The following is a 17,035-nucleotide window of genomic DNA, read 5'->3' as shown; positions in this document are numbered from 1 at the left end:
AGGGGATGGACCTCGGCCGGACGTTCAGCTGCGCCCGGCCGAGGCGCGGTCACACGGTGTTCTCAGGGGTCCCGAGGCCTGTCACGAGGATGACACCCGGGAGAGGATCCCAGGAGCGGGCGGAGTACCCGAGGGAGGGGCGGCGGGAGATCCCGCCACCCCTCCCTTCGATCAGGCGTCGGCCGCCTGGACCGCGAGCGCCCGCTCGACACCGGCGAGGTTCTCGACGACCAGGCGGCGGAGCGCCGGGGTCTCCGGGTGGGTGTCGAGCCATGCCTGCGTGGCGTCGCGGAGTTCGACGCTCGCGAGCGGCGCCGGGTAGAGGCCCGCCACCAGGGTCTCCGCGATGTGGTAGGTCCGGTTGGCCCAGATCTCGGTCAGGGCGTCGAAGTACCGCGACACGATGCCCTCGAGCGCGACGGGCGTGAGGACGTGCTGGTACCCGACCGCGGTCTGCCGCACGATCGCGTTCGGCAGGGCGTCGGAGTCGACGAGCGACGAGAACGCGGTGAGCTTGCCCTCGGCGGTGGGGATGGTCGCCCGCGCGCGCGCCGCGGCCTGCTCACCGTTCGCCGTCGGGTCGGCGGCGAGCTCCGTGGCGATCTCGGACTCGCCCGCGGCGCCGTTGAGCACGAGCCCCTCGAGCAACTCCCAGCGCAGGTCCGTGTCGATCGTCAGGTCGTTGAGCAGGACGTCACCGCTCCGGAGCCCCTGCAGCGTCGCCACGTGCTCCGGGGTCGACGCGATCTGCGCGAAGAACTTGACGAACTGGAACTGGGCGTCGGATCCGGCCTCCGCCGTCGCCGCCAGCTGCCAGAGGGCATCGCCGACCTCGCGGACGGTGGCCTCTCGCTTCGCGGGCGCGACGTAGCTCCGGGCGGCCAGGAGCAGCTGCGACAGCGTGGTCCGGATGGTCGTCGACTCGGTCTCGGTGGCGATGTTGCCGAGGACCAGGCGGACGTAGTCGCTCGCCGGCGCTTCGGCGTCGCGGGTGGCGTCCCACACCGCACCCCAGACGATGGACCGGGCGAGCGGGTTCGCGATGGCGGCCAGGTGTTCCACCGCCGTGCGGCGCGAGTGCTCGTCGAGGCGGATCTTGGCGTACGCCAGGTCGTCGTCGTTGAGCAGCACGAGGTCCCCGCGGTGCACGCCGACGAGCTCCGGGACCTCGGTCCGCGGGCCGTCGACGTCGATCTCGATGCGGTGCGTGCGCTCGAGCTTGCCACCGGCGGACGCGGCGTTCGCGCCGAACGGGTGGACGGCCTCCTCGTGGGCGTCGCCGCCGAACGCGTACACGCCGATGGCGAGGCGGTGGGGACGCAGCGTCGGGTGGTCGCTCGGGGCCTCCTGGAGGACCGCGAACGCGGTGATCACGCCGTCGTCGTCCGTCGTGAACTCGGGACGGAGCGTGTTCACCCCGGCCGTCTCGAGCCAGACGCTCGACCAATCGGAGAGGTCTCGGCCGCTCGTGACCTCGAGCTCGGCGAGCAGGTCGCGCAGCTCGGTGTTGCCGTGCGCGTGCTTCTTGAAGTAGGCCGAGACGCCGGCGAAGAAGGCGTCGATCCCGACCCAGGCGACGAGCTGCTTGAGGACCGAGCCGCCCTTCGCGTACGTGATGCCGTCGAAGTTGACCTGGACGTCCTCGAGGTCGTTGATGGTGGCCACGACGGGGTGGGTCGACGGGAGCTGGTCCTGCCGGTAGGCCCAGGACTTCTCCATCGCCTGGAACGTCGTCCAGGCCTCGGTCCACTCGGTGGCCTCGGCGGTCGCGATCGTCGACGCCCACTCCGCGAAGGACTCGTTGAGCCAGAGGTCGTTCCACCACTTCATCGTGACCAGGTCGCCGAACCACATGTGCGCGAGCTCGTGCAGGATCGTGACGACGCGGCGCTCCTTGATCGCATCGGTCACCTTCGAGCGGAACACGTAGGTCTCGGTGAACGTCACGGCACCGGCGTTCTCCATGGCCCCCGCGTTGAACTCGGGCACGAAGAGCTGGTCGTACTTGTCGAAGGGGTAGGCGACGTCGAACTTGTCCTCGTAGTAGGCGAAGCCCTTGCGGGTCGTCTCGAAGACGTACTCGGGGTCGAGGTACTCGGCGAGCGACTGCCGGGCGAAGATCCCGAGCGGGATGGTGCGGCCGTCGCGGCTCGTCAGTCCGCTGCGGACCACGGTGTACGGGCCCGCGATGAGCGCGGTGATGTAGCTCGAGATCCGCGAGGTCGGAGCGAACCTCCACGTCGCGACGTCGCCGTCGACGCGGGGCTCGGGGGTCGGCGAGTTCGACACGACCTGCCAACGAGACGGCGCGGTGACCGTGAACGCGAACGTCGCCTTGAGGTCGGGCTGCTCGAACACGGTGAACATCCGGCGCGAATCCGGGACCTCGAACTGGGAGTAGAGGTAGACCTCGCCGTCGACGGGGTCGACGAAGCGGTGCAGGCCCTCGCCCGTGTTGGTGTACCGCATGTCGGCGACGACGGTGAGCTCGTTCTCGGCCTGGAGATCGTCGAGGCGGATGCGCACGCCGTCGTTGACGTCCGCCACGTCGAGCGCGGTGCCGTTCAGCGTGACCGCGTGCACGGCCGCGGTGATCGCGTCGATGAACGTCGCGGCACCCGGCGTCGCGGAGAACCGCACGGTCGTGGTGCTCCCGAAGGTCTCGTCGCCCCGTGTCAGGTCGAGGTCGACCTCGTAGGCGGCGACGTCGACGACGGCCGCACGCTCCTGGGCTTCGATTCGGGTGAGGTTCTCTCCGGGCACGGGCCGCTCCATCCTTCTGCGAGCGCGCAGGCGTCGTGGGCCCGGCGCGTCGGGGGTGTCGTCGCCGTCGATGGCGACCCGTCAACCCTACCGACGCGCGTAGTGTCACCGGCATGACGGACACCGCTGTGGACAGCTCCCCGACGACCCCGACCGCTGTGGACTTCTGGTTCGACCCCACGTGTCCCTGGGCGTGGATGACGAGCCGCTGGGTGAGCGAGGTCGAGCAGCACCGCGACCTCGACGTCACGTGGCACGTCATGAGCCTGTTCGTCCTCAACGAGGGCCAGGACATCCCCGAGAACTACAAGGAGGCGCTCGACCGGAACCAGGTGTACTCGCGGCTCGTCACCGCGGCGCGCCTCCGCCACGGCCAGGACGTCGTCAAGCGCCTCTACGACGCCCTCGGCGAGCACATCCACCACCGTCAGGAGAAGGACCCGCAGCAGGTCGTGCCCACCGTCCTGGAGGAGCTCGGACTCGAGGCCGATCTCGCCGACGCCGCGTGGACCGACGAGACCGACGCCGCGATGCGCGAGAGCCACCGCGACGGCATCGAGCGGGTCGGCCAGGACGTCGGCACGCCGGTGATCGCCGTCGAGGGCACCGCGTTCTTCGGCCCCGTCATCTCGCCCGCCCCGAAGGGTCAGCAGGCGCTCGACCTGTGGGACGGCGTCGTCGCGGCGGCCCGGTACCCCGGCTTCTTCGAGCTCAAGCGCTCCCGCACCGTCGGCCCGATCTTCGACACGGTCTGACGCGGCCGCCGTCGGCCGGGAGGCGCGGGTCGGTCCCGCCCCGTCCCTCCCGGCCGCCCCGCCCGGGCTGGCGCCCGGAGTCGCCGAGATCGCAGAACACGCCGCTCACGGATGGACGTGAGCGGCGTGTTCTGCGATTTCGGCGGAAGGTCGACGCGGAGGCGGAGGGTCGGTCCCACCCCGTCAAGCCAGGGCTCGCCGCATGACGACGAGGTCGTGCCACCGGTCGAACTTGCGGCCGACCTCGCGCACGGTGGCGACGTGCTCGAACCCGAACCGTTCGTGCAGGCGGATCGACGCGGCGTTGTCCGAGGCGATGTCGGCGATCATGACGTGTCGTCCGTCCCGGACGGCATGGTCGATCGCGGCCCCGAGGAGCGTCGACGCGATGCCCCGGCCGTGGAACCGCGCGTCGAGGTAGATGCTGTCCTCGACGGTCCACCGGTAGCCCGGGTTCTCGCGCCACGGCCCGTAGGTGACGTAGCCCGCGACCACACCGTCGGCCTCGGCGACGAACACCGGGAACCCGTCGCGGCGGCGCTCCGCCAGCCAGTCGTCGAACCACGCGCGGGGGAGCGGTTCGTCGCGCCAGATCGCCGTGGAGTGCAGGACGGCCTCGCGGTGGAGCGCGTGCACGACGTCGAGGTCGTCCGGCTCGGCATGCCGCACGACGACGTCCGGCGGGGTCGTGGTCATGCCTCGATGCTAGGGGCCGGCAGCACCCCGGACCGGCCCGGAGCGGCGTCGACGCCCGGGAATAGGATCGCAGGCATGCGCATCCACCTCGGCACGGACCACGCCGGCCTCGACTTCTCGCACACGCTCGCCCAGCACCTCACCGAGGCCGGCCACGAGGTCGTCGACCATGGTCCCGCCGAGTACGACCCGCTCGACGACTACCCCTCGTTCTGCATCAACGCCGCGTCGGCCGTCGTGCGCGACCAGCGTGCGGGCGTGCAGGCCCTCGGCGTCGTGTTCGGTGGGTCGGGCAACGGCGAGCAGATCGCCGCCAACAAGGTCGAGGGTGTGCGCGCCGCGCTCGTGTGGAACGAGTCGACCGCGCTGCTGGCCCGGCAGCACAACGACGCGAACGTCATCTCGATCGGTGCCCGCCAGCACACCGAGGCCGAGGCCATCCGCTTCGTCGACCTGTTCATCGCCGAGCCGTTCTCGGGCGAGGAGCGCCACGCGCGTCGCATCGCGCAGCTCGCCGAGTACGAGACCACCGGCACGATCGCCGGCAAGCAGATCGACGCCTGAGCCGTCCCGATGCCCGAGGGTCACTCCATCCACCGCATCGCGCGGCAGTTCTCCCTGCACTTCGTCGGGCAGCGCTGCAGCGTGTCGAGCCCCCAGGGGCGGTTCGCGGCCGGCGCCGCCCAGCTCGACGGCCGCGTGATGACCGGGGCGACGGCGGTGGCCAAGCAGATGTTCCTCGAGTTCGAGGGCGGCCTGTTCCTCCGCGTGCACCTCGGCCTCTACGGTGCGTGGGACTTCGCCGGCGAGATATCGACCGACGCCACGATGGCGAGCGCGAACGGCCGGATCGGGCAGACCAACCAGCGCGGGACGATCGTCGACGCCGCGGGCGAGGACTCCCTGGCCAGCATCGGGGCACCCCGCCGCTCGCGCTACCGCATGGCGGAGCAGGAGCACGAGGAGACCCCGATCGAGGCCTTCCCGCCCGAGCCGGTCGGCCAGGTGCGGGTCCGGATCCTCACGGACACCGCCGTCGCCGACCTCCGTGGGCCGACCGCGTGCGTCGTCGAGACGGCGGAGGAGATCCAGCGCGCCATCGACAAGCTCGGCCCGGACCCCATGGTCGACGACGGCCCCGAGGCCGAGCAGCGGTTCGTGGACGGCGTGCGGCGGCGGAACGTCCCGATCGGGCAGCTGCTCATGGACCAGTCGGTCGTCAGCGGCATCGGGAACGTCTACCGGGCGGAGCTGTTGTTCCGCGCCCGCCTCGACCCGTACAAGCCGGGCAAGCAGGTCACCGACGAGCAGGCACGGGCCCTCTGGCGGGACTGGTCGACGCTCCTGCACGACGGCGTCCGCGTCGGTCAGATGATGACGATGGACGACCTGACCCCCGAGGAGTACGACGCCGCGCTCCGCAGCCGTGACGACCGCCACTGGGTGTACCACCGCGCCGGGCTGCCCTGCCGCGTGTGCGGGACGAACATCGCCATGGCGATGATGGCGGGCCGCAAGCTCTACTGGTGCCCGGTCGACCAGACCTGACCCGGTCCGCACCGCAGCGGCCCCGCTCGGGGCCGGCCCCGGTCGGCGCCGGCCCCGGTCGGCGCCGGCCCCGCTCAGCGGTCCAGGTACGTCCAGCGCCCCGCGACCGCGGTCCCCAGGACGCGCATCGACCGGAGCGCACCGGACGACGCCGCGAGCGGGTCCGATGCCACGAGCACGAGGTCCGCGACGTCGCCGACCGCGACCGTGGTGCGGCCGTCGGTCGACGCCGTCCACGCGGTCAGCTGGTCGATGCGCTGTTCCGGGTGCCACGCCTCCCGGCCGTCGCGGTCCCGACCGACCGCCGCCGCCATCGACACCCACGGATCGAGCGGCGCGACGGGGGCGTCGGACCCGAGGCGGAGGCGCGCCCCGGCCTCGCGGAGTGTGCGCAACACGAACGCGCGGTCGGTCCGACCGGCCCAGTAGCGGTCCGCCACGTCGCGGTCGTCCATCGCGTGCTCCGGCTGCACGCTCGCGTCGACGCCGAGTCGAGCGAACCGGGCGACGTCGGCGGGGCGCAGGAGCTGTGCGTGCTCGATGGACCCGCGGACCCCGACCTGCTCGAACACGTCGAGCGCCAGGGCGTTCGCCCGGTCGCCGATGGCGTGCACCGCGGGGACGAGTCCGCCGTCGGCGGCGCGGCGCACGAGCGCGCGGACCTCGTCCGGCGTGAACGCGAGGACCCCGAGTGCGTCGTGCCCGTGCAGCCCCGCGTAGGGCTCGTCGACCGCGGCGGTGCGGGTGTTGAGCGAACCGTCGGTGATCACCTTGAACGGCCCCATGGACACCAGGCCGAGGGTGCCGGGCACGACGTCGCCCGTGCGCAGCCCGCGGTCGAGCACCGCGTCGAGCTCCTGGGGGTAGACGCCGGATCGGACCCGGATGCCGTCGATGCCGGCGCGGACGCGGCGCGTCCAGCGGTCGAGCCCGAACCGCATCTCGAGGTCGACGACCCCGACGACGCCCCGGCCGCTCGCCGCCTCGACGGCGTCGGCGACGTAGTCGTCGAGCACGGCGTCGGGCACGCGGGAGATCGCCGTGCTGACGTCGAACGCGTCCTGCTCGCGGAGCAGCCCGGTCGGATGGGCCACGAGGGGCCGGTCGAGCAGGTCGCCGTACCGCGCGAGCGCGATCCCGTTGCACCACACCGCGTGCAGGTCACCGCTGACGACGACGACCGGGAGGCCCGGTGCGGCCCGGTTGAGCAGCTCACGGTGGGCGGCGTCCGGCCAGAGCCCGTCCCGGAACCCGTAGCCGATGAGGACGTCGTCGGGCGGGGCGCTCCGCGCGGCGTCGGCGATGACCGCGGCGACGGCGGCGGCGCTCGTGCATGCCGAGACGTCGACCCGGCGCCGGACGAGCGCCCACTGGTCGAAGTGCGTGTGGTGGTCCCACAGCCCGGGGCCGAGCCAGGCACCGTCCGCGTCGACGACGTCCTCGAGGTCGGCCGTGGGCGTGGTGGACTCGATGACGCCGGCCGGTGCGACGGCGGCGATCCGGCCCTCCCGGACGAGCACGTCGGCGGAGGCGCCCGCGGTCCCGATGCGCCGGACGTGGCGGATGAGGGTCCCGGTCACGTGCGGTCCGTCCCGGGTGCCGGTTCCGGCGCGGGCCGGTCCTCGGGATCCGGCGCGGCCGTGGCGCGGTCACGGACGCGACGCATCTCCGCGGCGAGCGCCGGGTGTCCGTACGGCCCGGGGGACTCGAGCCCGGCGATGACGTCGTCGACGACCTCGGGCGCCTTGTTCTGACTGAGCTTGGCGCGCGCCTCGAACCGCGTCACCCGGATCCGGATCCCCACGGTGCCCCGGGCGATGCGGCGGGCGGCGTCCTCGTCGACGTCGAGGCCGACCGGCGACGGCATGCGCCGCTCGAAGTGGTCGACGAGCTCCCCCAGCACACGGAAGTTCTCCTCGTCGGGCAGGATCTCGGGCGTGCCCCACAGATGGGCGGTCACGTGGTTCCAGGTGGGCACGAACTGCTGGGCCGGGTACCAGGCGGGCGAGACGTACCCGTGCGGACCCTGCACGATGACGAGGACCTCGTGCCGTCCGAGTTCGTGGGCGACCTCGTCGGGGCGCCCGACGTGGCTGACCAGGGTGATCTCCGTGGCGTCGTCACCCGGGTCCTCGAGCAGGAACGGGTAGTGCGACGCGACCAGGCCCTCCGCCGTCGCGGACACGATCGTCGCCCACGGGTGCGCGCGGACCAGGCGGCGGACCTCCTCGGGGTCCGTCATCAGGAACGCGGGTGTGTGGCGCATGTCGGACAGCGTCCCACAGGCCCTGCGCGGCCACCACCGGGGCTGTTTCGTCGGTGTTTCGACCTCGTGAAGCTTTCAACGCGGAGTGAAAGGAGCCTTGAGTGCGCGCCGCCGTGCTCCCTACCGTGAGCAGCCAAGCCGGCTCCTGCCCGGCCCGGCCGACCGATCCGGCGGCCACAGCAGGCCCGGCGCGACGCGTCGCGGCCCCGCGAGGAGCGAGATGGACATGCGACGGAGTGGCATCGCGGCGGTGGCCGCGGCGGCGGCGTTGGCACTGGTGGCGACCGGGTGTTCGGCGGGCGGTGGGTCCTCGTCGGACGACGCGTCCGGCACGAGCCTCGTGTACGCGACCGGCGTGCCCGACCACCTGACCCCGGGCCGACAGACGGTGGCGTTCGACCAGGTGATGAGCCTGTTCGCGCCGCTCGTCCAGACCGACAGCGACGACCACCTCACGGACCTGGCCGCGAAGAGCGTCAAGAGCGATGACGCCACGACCTGGACCATCACGCTCCGCCACGGCTGGAAGTTCCAGAACGGCGAGACCGTGACGCCCGAGAGCTACGTCCGCGCCTGGAACTACACGGCGTACGCCCCGCACGCCTGGGAGAACAGCGGCGAGCTCGCCGGGATCGTCGGGTACTCCGACCTCAACCCCACCTCGGGCACGCCGACGACCGACACGATGCGCGGGCTGAAGGTCACCGGCAAGGACACGTTCACCGTCACGCTGACCCACGCCGACAGCCAGTTCCCGCTCCAGCTGAGCCAGGCGCAGACCGCGTTCTACCCGATGCCGAAGGCCGCCTACCGGGACATCAAGGCGTACGACAAGAAGCCGATCGGCAACGGCCCGTACGAGATGACCGAGGCCTGGACGAAGAACAAGGAGTTCACCGTCAGGGCCTGGAGCGGGTACCAGGGCCCGGCGCCGAAGACCGAGCGGGTCACCTACCGCAGCTACAGCGACATGGACACCGCCTACACGGACGTCCTGGCCGGCAACGCGGACGTCCTCTACCTGCCCGCCGACAAGATGACGAGCGCGAAGTCGGACTTCGGGGACCACCTGTACTCGTTCACCTCGCCGGGCATCGACTACCTCGGGTTCCCGCTCTGGGACAAGCGGTACTCCGACCCGCGGATCCGTCAGGCGATCTCGATGTCGATCAACCGCAAGCAGGTGGACAAGGCGATCTACGGCGGACTCTACGAACCCGCGACCGCGCTCACCCCGCCAGTCATGTCCGGAACCCAGGAGGGCATCTGCGGCAAGTACTGCACGTACGACCCCGCGGCCGCCAAGCAGCTCCTCGCCGCGGCCGGCGGGTTCTCCGGCGAGATGGACCTCGTCTACCCCGGCGGCCTCGGACTCGACTCCCTGTACCAGGCGTACGCGAACCAGATCCGCCAGAACCTCGGTGTCGCGAAGGTCGTGGCGAAGCCCACCACGGACTGGGCGTCGTACTACAGCACGCTGACCGCCAAGACGGTCGCCGGACCGCACTTCGGCCACTGGGGCGCCCTGTACACGAGCCAGCAGAACACGCTCCGCGCGCTGTTCACCGCGGCGGGCGGGTGCACGACCTGCGCCGGGTACTACCAGAACGACGACGTCGACCGGCTGCTCGACCAGGCCGACGCCGCATCGACGCAGTCCGCCGCCGACGCCCTGTACAACAAGGCGCAGAAGCGGGTGCTCCAGGACTTCCCGATCGTCCCGACGTTCTTCGACAAGTACTCCTACGTCACGAGCAGCACGGTGACGAAGCTCCCCGAGGTCGCCGGCAGCCCCGTGATCTCGGAGATCCAGGTCAGCAAGTGACCGGCCTCGACACCGCCACGATCGTCGAACACGCCCGCGCGGTCCCGCAGTACACCGGGTTCCCGACGGTCGACGACCTCGTCGCACGGTTCGACCGCCTGGCGGCCGACCACCCCGACGCCGTCACGGTCACCCGCGTCGGCACCAGCCGCCTCGGCGAGCCGATCCACGCCTACCGGGTCGGCCGCGGTGCACGCTCGGCGGTCGTGGTCGGTGGGGTGCACCCGAACGAGCCGATCGGGTCGTGGACCGCGCTGCACCTGGCCCAGAGCGTGCTCACCGACCCGGTGCTCGCCGCGGCCCTCGACACGACGTGGCACATCGTCCCGACGATCGACCCGGACGGCATGCGGCTCAACGAGGCGTGGTTCGACGACCCGACGGACCGCGTGCACTACGCCCGGCACTTCTACCGGCCGGCACCCGACGCGCAGGTCGAGTGGACGTTCCCGACGAACCACAAGGGCGCCTACTTCGACCGGGTCCTGCCCGAGACGCTCGGACTCATGCTGCTCATCGACCGGGTGCGGCCGGACCTGCTCGTGAGCCTGCACAACGGCGAGATGGGCGGCGTCTACTACTACCTCTCCCGCGACGAGCCGGAGGTCATCGCCACCCTGCACGCCGTGCCGGCCGCGCTCGGGCTCCCGCTCGACACCGGCGAACCCGAGTCCCCGTACCTGCGGGAGTACGCGCGGTCGGTGTTCGCGATGGGGGAGATCGACGAGGCGTACGACTACTACGAGTCCCTCGGCATCGACCCCGCCGCGTTCATCGGTGGGTCGTCGTCGTCCTCGTGGGCGGGGCGCCACGGCACGCTCTCGCTCGTGGCCGAACTGCCGTACTGGCAGCACCCGGACGCCGACGACGACACGGCGACGGGCGAGTCCTACGCCGACCTCGTCCGTCGGACCGCCGACGCCATGGCGGTCACCGGTTCCGTCCTCGATCAGGTGCTCGACGCCGCGTCCCCGATGCTCACCATCGCGACCCCGTTCCTCGAGGCCTCGCGCGCCTTCGTCCCGATGCTCGCGCGCATGGCGGAGACGGACCGCGCCCGGGCCGACCGCGAGCCGCCGGGGCGGATGGCCACGGTCGCCGAGCGGTTCGGCCTCGAGGACCTCGTGCGGTGCTTCCGGCTCCGCTACGGCGGCATGCTCCTCCGTGCGATCGAGGCCGAGACCACCGCGGGCACGGCGCCCGTGGCGCTCCGTCGCCTCCGCGACCGCCTCGTCGAGCAGTACGCGACGTGGCAGGCCGAGGCGGGGACCGGGGCGGAGCAGCCGATCCCGCTCGCCGCGCTCGTCGGCGTGCAGTACGGCGCGGTCCTCGCTGCGGCGTCGCACCTCGCACGCACGCTCGGCCCGGTGGCGGGCGGCGGCGACGGACCGGCGGCCGGCTCTTCGGCGGAGGTAGACCCAGGGGCGGACGCCGGCGACGGGGCCGCCCGCAGCCGCGCCTCCCGACCGGTGGGCGTGCCGGGAGGCGCGTGATGCGGACCGCGCTCGTCGTCGGCCGCCGACTCGGCGGCCTGCTCATCGTGTTCCTCGGGGTGACGTTCCTCATCTACGCGATGACGTTCGCGCTCCCCGGCGACCCGATCAAGGCGCTCGGCGGCGACCGGCCGCTCAGTGACGCGGTCGTGCACGCGCTGCGGGCCGAGTACCACCTCGACGAGCCACTGTGGGAGCAGTACCTCCGCTACCTCGGCGGCCTGCTCCACGGCGACTTCGGCACGGACTTCGACGGCGAGAGCGTCGGCTCGGAGATGGCCGCGCGGTGGCCCGTGACGATCGCACTCGCGCTCACCGCCTGGCTGTTCGAGATCGTCCTCGGCATCGGACTCGGCGTCGTGTCGGCGCTCCGGCGGGGCACCGTGCTCGACCGGACGGTGCTCATCGGCACGATCGTGATCGGCGCCGTGCCGGTGTTCGTGCTCGGCGTCGGCGCACAACTCGTGTTCTCCGTGCGGCTCCGGTGGTTCCCGGTCGCCGGGGTCACCGCAGGGTGGCCGTTCGCCTACGTCCTGCCCGCCCTCGTCATCGCGGTCTTCGGTCTCGCGGCCGTCTCGCGGCTCACGCGGACCAGCGTGCTCGACACCCTCGACGCGGACTTCGTGCGCACCGCCAGGGCCAAGGGGCTCACCCCCGGACGCGTCGTGGGCGTGCACGTCATGCGCAACTCGCTCATCCCGACGGTCACGTACCTGGCGACGGACCTCGGGTACCTGATGGGCGGGACCGTCATCGTCGAGGGCATCTTCAACCTCCCCGGCGTCGGCAACCTGCTGTTCCAGGGGATCCGGTCGCACGAGGGCGCCACGGTCGTCGGGATCTCCACCGCCCTCATCCTCGTGTTCCTGGTGACGAGCGTGCTCGTCGACCTCCTCCACGCCGCCCTCGACCCGCGAGTGAGACGATGACCGACTCCGCGCTCAGCGCCACCCTCGAACCCGTCGTCGCCACGCGTCGTCGGCCGCTCGCCGCGGCCCTCCGCACGCCCGGCTTCTGGGTCCCCGCCGCGGTCCTGGCGCTCGTGCTGCTCATCGCCGTGTTCCCGGCCGTCTTCGCCGGGATCTTCGGCCACGGCGACCCGCGTGCCTGCGACCTCGGCCGGAGCGGTCACGGCGCGTCCGCCGGGCACCCGTTCGGCTACGACCTGCAGGGCTGCGACGTGTACGCGAACGTCGTGTACGGCACCCGCTCGTCGGTCGCCGTCGGGGTCCTGACGACCGTCCTCGCCATGGTCGTCGCGGTCGTCGTCGGCACGCTCGCCGGCATGAACGGCGGTTGGGTCGACGCCGTCCTCTCCCGCCTCACCGACGTGTTCCTCGGCTTCCCGTTCCTGCTCGGCGCCGTCGTCGTGCTCAACAGCGTCGGCGACCGGAACGTCCTGACGGTGTCGCTCGTGCTCGCCCTCTTCGGCTGGCCGACCATGGCCCGGCTCGTCCGCGGGTCCGTGCGCGGCATCCGGCAGGCCGAGTTCGTGCTCGCCGCCCGCACGATGGGACTCTCGACCTGGCGCATCACGACGCGGTACGTCCTGCCGTCGTCGATCTCGCCGCTGCTCGTCCTCGCGACCATCACGGTCGGCGGGGTCATCGTGTCCGAGTCGTCGCTGACCTACCTCGGCATCGGGCTCGAGGCGCCGGCGATCTCCTGGGGCCTCCAGCTCTCGGCGGCCACCACCCAGTTCCAGCAGGCGCCACACATGCTCGTGTTCCCCGCCCTGTTCCTCGCGGTCACCGTGCTCAGCGTCATCGGGCTCGGCGATACGCTGCGGACCGCACTCGACCCGCGCCGCCGTTGACGCCGGTCACCGATCAGGAGGTACTCCCTTGACCAACGCCGAACCCTCCGCCGCCGCGCTCGACGCGTACCGCGGCGTCCTCCCGTACATCGCCGACTGGGTCGCGTACAAGGTGTGGCAGCTCCGGGTGCCGGGCGTGCAGGTCGCCGTCGGCTACCAGGGCGAGGTCGTCTGGTCGGCCGCCTACGGCTACGCCGACGTGGAGGCCGGGCGCCGGTTGACGGAGCACGACCTGTTCCGCATCGCCTCGCACTCCAAGACCTTCACCGCCACGGCGCTCATGCTGCTCGCCGAGCGGGGGCAGCTCCGTGTCGACGACACCGTGGGCACGTACGTCCCCGCGCTCGTCGACGCGGGGTCGCCGATCGCCGACGCGACCGTCCGCGAACTCATGGAGCACGGCGCCGGGGTCCTCCGCGACGGACTCGACGGCGACTACTGGTCGCTGGCGCGGCCGTTCCCCGACGAGGACGAACTGCTGGCGCTCGTGCTCGACCAGGGGTCGAAGGTCCCGGTCGGCTCGAGCTTCAACTACTCGAACCTCGGGTACTCGCTGCTCGGCATGGTCGTCGCCGCGGTCTCCGGGCGTCCCTACAACGACTACGTGCGCGAGGAGATCATCGAGCCCCTCGGCCTCCGGGACACCGGGCCGGACTGGGACCCGACCCGGGCGGACGACTTCGTCGTCGGGTACACGGGCTTCCACGTCGACCGCACCCGCTCGCGGCTCCCACACGTGGACACGCGCGCGATGGCCTCGGCGACCGGGTTCCACGGCACGGCCGAGGACCTCGTCCGGTACTTCTCCGCGCACGTCATCGGGCAGGGCGAGCTCCTGTCCGACCACGCCAAGCGTCAGGCGCAGCGTCGGGCGTGGACCGCCGAGGACGACCCGGCGTCGCGCGGGTACGGCATGGGGTTCATCGTCGACCGCGTGGCCGGGCACGACGTCCGTGGACACTCGGGCGGGTTCCCCGGGCACATCACGCAGTCGCTGTTCGACCCGACGTCGTCGCTCGTCATCTCGGTCATGACGAACGCCGCCGCCGGACCCGCGACCCTGCTCGCCCAGGGCATCCTCCGGCTGCTCGACGCCGCCGCGGACACGGCGGCTCCGGGCGACGCGCTCTCGGACGCCCCCGACGACGTGGACGTCGACACCTTGACCGGTCGGTTCGCGAACCCGTGGGGCGTCGTGGACATCGCCCGGATCGGCGACCGCCTGCTCGAGATCGACCCCTCGGCGCCCGGACCGCTCGACAGCGTCACGCGCCTCACCGTCACCGGGCCGGACACCGTGCGCATGAGCTCCGGCAACCGGTTCGGCTCCGTCGACGAGGACATCCGGTACACCCGCGACGACGACGGCGCGGTGACCGCGATCCGGGCGGGCGGGGGCATGTCGATGACGCCCTGGGCCGTTCCGGGTGACGAGTCGCCCGCGGTCGCCGCCGGACTCGCCTGAGCACGGGACACGGATGAGCACGGACGAGCGGACCCCCGCCGACGCCACCGGTGTCGGCCCGGTCCTCGACCCCGCCCGCCAGGCGTTCGTCGAGGAGTTCGCGACCATGCTCCAGGGGTCCGGGTTCCCGCTCATGGACGGACGGGTGCTCGCGTACCTCATCATGACGCGCGCGCCGTACTCGTCGTCGGCGGACATCGCGGCCGGGCTCGAGGCGAGTTCCGGCGCGGTGTCGATGGCCACGCGGCACCTCGTCGTGTCGGGGTTCATCAAGCGGCACTTCGTCCCGGGCGAGCGCAGCCACTACTTCCGCGCCGAGAACGACGTGTGGGGGAGCTGGCTCGCGGGGGAGCGTCGCTACCTCGACCGCGAGCGCGACGTGATCGAGCAGGGTCTCGCGGCACTCGGCGACTCGGACGACCCCGCGGATGCACCGATCCGCGAACGCCTGGTCAACGGACGCGACTACATGACGTGGCTGCACAGCCACCACCGCAAGATGCTCGCGGAGTGGGAGGCGTTCAAGGCCGCCCGTGACGCCGGCACCGACCCCGAGGAGCGACCATGACGACACCGACCGCGTACGACACCGCGACGGACGCACCCGTCCTCGTCGTCGACGGCCTCACCGTCGCGTTCACGGTCGAGGACGAGGAGGTCGTCGCCGTCGACCACGCCTCGTTCACCGTCGGCCGCGGCGAGGTCGTCGCCGTCGTCGGGGAGTCGGGGTCGGGCAAGAGCATGACCGCCATGACGGTCATGGGCATCGCGCCCGAGGGAGCGCGGACGTCGGGAGCGGTCCGACTCGGCGATCTCGACGTCGTCGGCGCGGACGAGCCGACGCTCCGCCGGGTCCGCGGCCGGCGGGTGTCGATGATCTTCCAGGACCCGATGGCCGCGCTCAACCCGGTGTTCTCCATCGGGTTCCAGCTCGCCGAGGCGGTGCGCCGGGCCGACCCGGGCCTCCGCGACCGGGACGCCGTGCGCGTGCGGTGCGTCGAGCTGCTCCGCATGGTCGAGGTGCCGGACCCGGAGCACCGGATCCGGCAGTACCCCCACGAACTGTCCGGGGGCCAGTGCCAGCGCGTCATGATCGCGATGGCGCTCGCCGCGGACCCGGACCTCCTCATCGCGGACGAACCGACGACGGCGCTCGACGTGACGGTGCAGGCCGAGGTGCTCGACGTCCTCCGCCGGCTCCGCGCACGCACCGGGGCGAGCATCCTGCTCATCACCCACGACATGGGCGTCGTGGCGGACCTGGCCGACCGCGTCGTCGTGATGCGCAACGGGCGCGTGGTCGAGACCGGCGACGTCGCGGACGTCTTCCACCACCCCGCCGCCGAGTACACGCGTGAGCTGCTCGCCGCCGTCCCGCGCATGGGCGAGACCGGCCGGGAGGCCGTGCCCACCGCCGCCACGCCCGTCCCGGACGCGGTCCTCGCGGTCCGCGGCCTCGTGGTCGAGTACGGCAGCCGCCTCCGCGGGCGGTTCCGGGCGGTCGACGACGTCACGTTCACGGTGGGGCGTGGTGAGATCGTCGGCCTGGTCGGGGAGTCCGGCAGCGGCAAGACCACGATCGGACGGGCCGCGGTGGGACTCGCACCCATCACCGCCGGCACGGTCACGGTCGTGGGGACGGACGTCGGGACGGCGCGTCGTGCCGACCGGCGTGCGATGCGTCGCCGGGTCGGCGTCGTGTTCCAGAACCCGATGCTCTCGCTGAACCCCCGGTACACGGTCGCGCAGACGATCGCCGAGCCGCTCCGCCACATCCTCGGGCTGGACCCCGCGGAGGTCGACGCGCGCGTCGACCGACTGCTCACCGACGTCGGACTCGGCCCCGCGTGGCGACACCGGTACCCGCACGAGCTCTCCGGCGGCCAGCGGCAGCGGATCGCGATCGCCCGCGCGGTGGCGCTCGACCCGGCACTCCTCATCGCCGACGAGCCGACGAGTGCCCTCGACGTGTCCGTGCAGGCGCGGGTGCTCGACGTGTTCCGCGAGCTGCAGGAGCGCCTGGGGTTCGCCTGCCTCTTCGTGACCCACGACCTCGCCGTCGTCGACTCGCTCTGCGACCGCGTCGTCGTGCTCAACCACGGGCGGCTGGTGGAGTCGGGGACCCGCGAACGCATCCTCCGCTCGCCCGAGGACGCGTACACCCGCCGGCTCATCGCGGCCGCTCCCGTCCCCGACCCGGTCGAGCAGGCCGCCCGGCGGGAGGCCCGTCTGGCCAGCTGACCGCCCCCTCCCGCGCGCCCCGCTCGTTCCCGACACTCCCGCGGTCGTCCGACGACGGCATGGTCGATCCATGCGGAAGCGCCCTGTGCGGCGGTACGTGGCGACGATCCAGGTGTCGCACGACGACGGTCACGTCGGAACCAGGCGGGAGGGGGACCGGGTGGGAC

14 protein-coding genes are annotated in these 17,035 nt (G+C 72.2%); 10 read left to right on the top strand and 4 right to left on the bottom strand.

The features are described from left to right. Nucleotides 1-171 precede the first annotated feature (171 nt). Nucleotides 172-2,763: an aminopeptidase N gene (gene pepN / locus DEI81_RS07440; protein WP_111009930.1), complete on the bottom strand. Its 2,592-nt coding sequence runs from the start codon at nt 2,761-2,763 to the stop codon at nt 172-174. 113 nt (nt 2,764-2,876) lie between these two features. On the opposite strand from pepN, the gene DEI81_RS07435 reads away from it, so the two are divergent. Next, nucleotides 2,877-3,518 (top strand): DsbA family protein, encoded by a 642-nt coding sequence (locus tag DEI81_RS07435; protein ID WP_111009928.1) that lies wholly within the window; start codon nt 2,877-2,879, stop codon nt 3,516-3,518. 183 nt (nt 3,519-3,701) lie between these two features. Here DEI81_RS07435 and DEI81_RS07430 read toward each other — a convergent pair whose 3' ends face one another. Next, nucleotides 3,702-4,214, bottom strand: a complete 513-nt coding sequence (locus tag DEI81_RS07430; protein ID WP_111009927.1) for a GNAT family N-acetyltransferase — start codon at nt 4,212-4,214, stop codon at nt 3,702-3,704. Between the two features lie 75 nt (nt 4,215-4,289). On the opposite strand from DEI81_RS07430, the gene DEI81_RS07425 reads away from it, so the two are divergent. Both DEI81_RS07425 and DEI81_RS07420 read left to right on the top strand, forming a co-directional pair. Then, on the top strand, nt 4,290-4,778 hold the full coding sequence (locus tag DEI81_RS07425; protein WP_111009926.1) for a ribose-5-phosphate isomerase: 489 nt from the start codon (nt 4,290-4,292) through the stop codon (nt 4,776-4,778). Between the two features lie 9 nt (nt 4,779-4,787). Continuing rightward, nucleotides 4,788-5,762, top strand: coding sequence for an Fpg/Nei family DNA glycosylase (locus tag DEI81_RS07420; protein WP_111009924.1), 975 nt, complete (start codon nt 4,788-4,790; stop codon nt 5,760-5,762). Nucleotides 5,763-5,836: 74 nt separating this feature from the next. On the opposite strand, the gene DEI81_RS07415 is transcribed toward DEI81_RS07420, so the two are convergent. Together DEI81_RS07415 and DEI81_RS07410 are read right to left on the bottom strand one after the other, a co-directional pair. Then, nucleotides 5,837-7,342, bottom strand: a complete 1,506-nt coding sequence (locus DEI81_RS07415) for an amidohydrolase (RefSeq protein WP_220035644.1) — start codon at nt 7,340-7,342, stop codon at nt 5,837-5,839. After that, the gene (locus DEI81_RS07410; RefSeq protein ID WP_111009922.1) at nt 7,339-8,028 is read right to left on the bottom strand and encodes an FMN-binding negative transcriptional regulator; all 690 of its coding nucleotides are present in this window, start codon (nt 8,026-8,028) and stop codon (nt 7,339-7,341) included. The genes DEI81_RS07415 and DEI81_RS07410 overlap by 4 nt, the downstream gene beginning before the upstream one ends. 220 nt (nt 8,029-8,248) lie before the next feature. Between DEI81_RS07410 and DEI81_RS07405 the strand changes: the two genes are divergently transcribed. From DEI81_RS07405 to DEI81_RS07375, 7 genes are read left to right on the top strand one after another with little or no spacing between them, the layout of a single operon-like run. After that, a complete protein-coding gene (locus tag DEI81_RS07405) occupies nt 8,249-9,853 on the top strand; it encodes an ABC transporter substrate-binding protein (RefSeq protein WP_258368553.1) in 1,605 nt (534 codons plus the stop codon). After that, entirely contained in the window at nt 9,850-11,346 is a 1,497-nt protein-coding gene (locus DEI81_RS07400; protein WP_111009920.1) for a M14 family zinc carboxypeptidase, read from the top strand. Before DEI81_RS07405 ends, DEI81_RS07400 begins: the two co-directional genes overlap by 4 nt. Next, a complete protein-coding gene (locus tag DEI81_RS07395; RefSeq protein ID WP_111009919.1) occupies nt 11,346-12,275 on the top strand; it encodes an ABC transporter permease in 930 nt (309 codons plus the stop codon). Before DEI81_RS07400 ends, DEI81_RS07395 begins: the two co-directional genes overlap by 1 nt. Then, complete coding sequence (locus tag DEI81_RS07390) at nt 12,272-13,162, top strand: ABC transporter permease (protein WP_111009918.1); 891 nt, start codon at nt 12,272-12,274, stop codon at nt 13,160-13,162. The genes DEI81_RS07395 and DEI81_RS07390 overlap by 4 nt, the downstream gene beginning before the upstream one ends. Before the next feature lie 28 nt (nt 13,163-13,190). After that, a complete protein-coding gene (locus DEI81_RS07385; protein WP_111009916.1) occupies nt 13,191-14,627 on the top strand; it encodes a serine hydrolase in 1,437 nt (478 codons plus the stop codon). A gap of 13 nt (nt 14,628-14,640) precedes the next feature. After that, nucleotides 14,641-15,195 carry a GbsR/MarR family transcriptional regulator gene (locus DEI81_RS07380; protein ID WP_181435342.1) on the top strand — a complete coding sequence of 185 codons (555 nt, stop codon included), beginning with the start codon at nt 14,641-14,643 and terminating at the stop codon, nt 15,193-15,195. Next, nucleotides 15,192-16,868: an ABC transporter ATP-binding protein gene (locus tag DEI81_RS07375; RefSeq protein ID WP_111009914.1), complete on the top strand. Its 1,677-nt coding sequence runs from the start codon at nt 15,192-15,194 to the stop codon at nt 16,866-16,868. Before DEI81_RS07380 ends, DEI81_RS07375 begins: the two co-directional genes overlap by 4 nt. Nucleotides 16,869-17,035: the final 167 nt, after the last annotated feature.

Origin of the sequence: Curtobacterium sp. MCBD17_013, assembly GCF_003234565.1 — a bacterium.
Taxonomy (GTDB): Bacteria; Actinomycetota; Actinomycetes; order Actinomycetales; family Microbacteriaceae; genus Curtobacterium.
The sequence above is the reverse complement of the archived record's forward strand: the minus strand, read 5'-3'. Positions and strand labels throughout refer to the sequence as shown.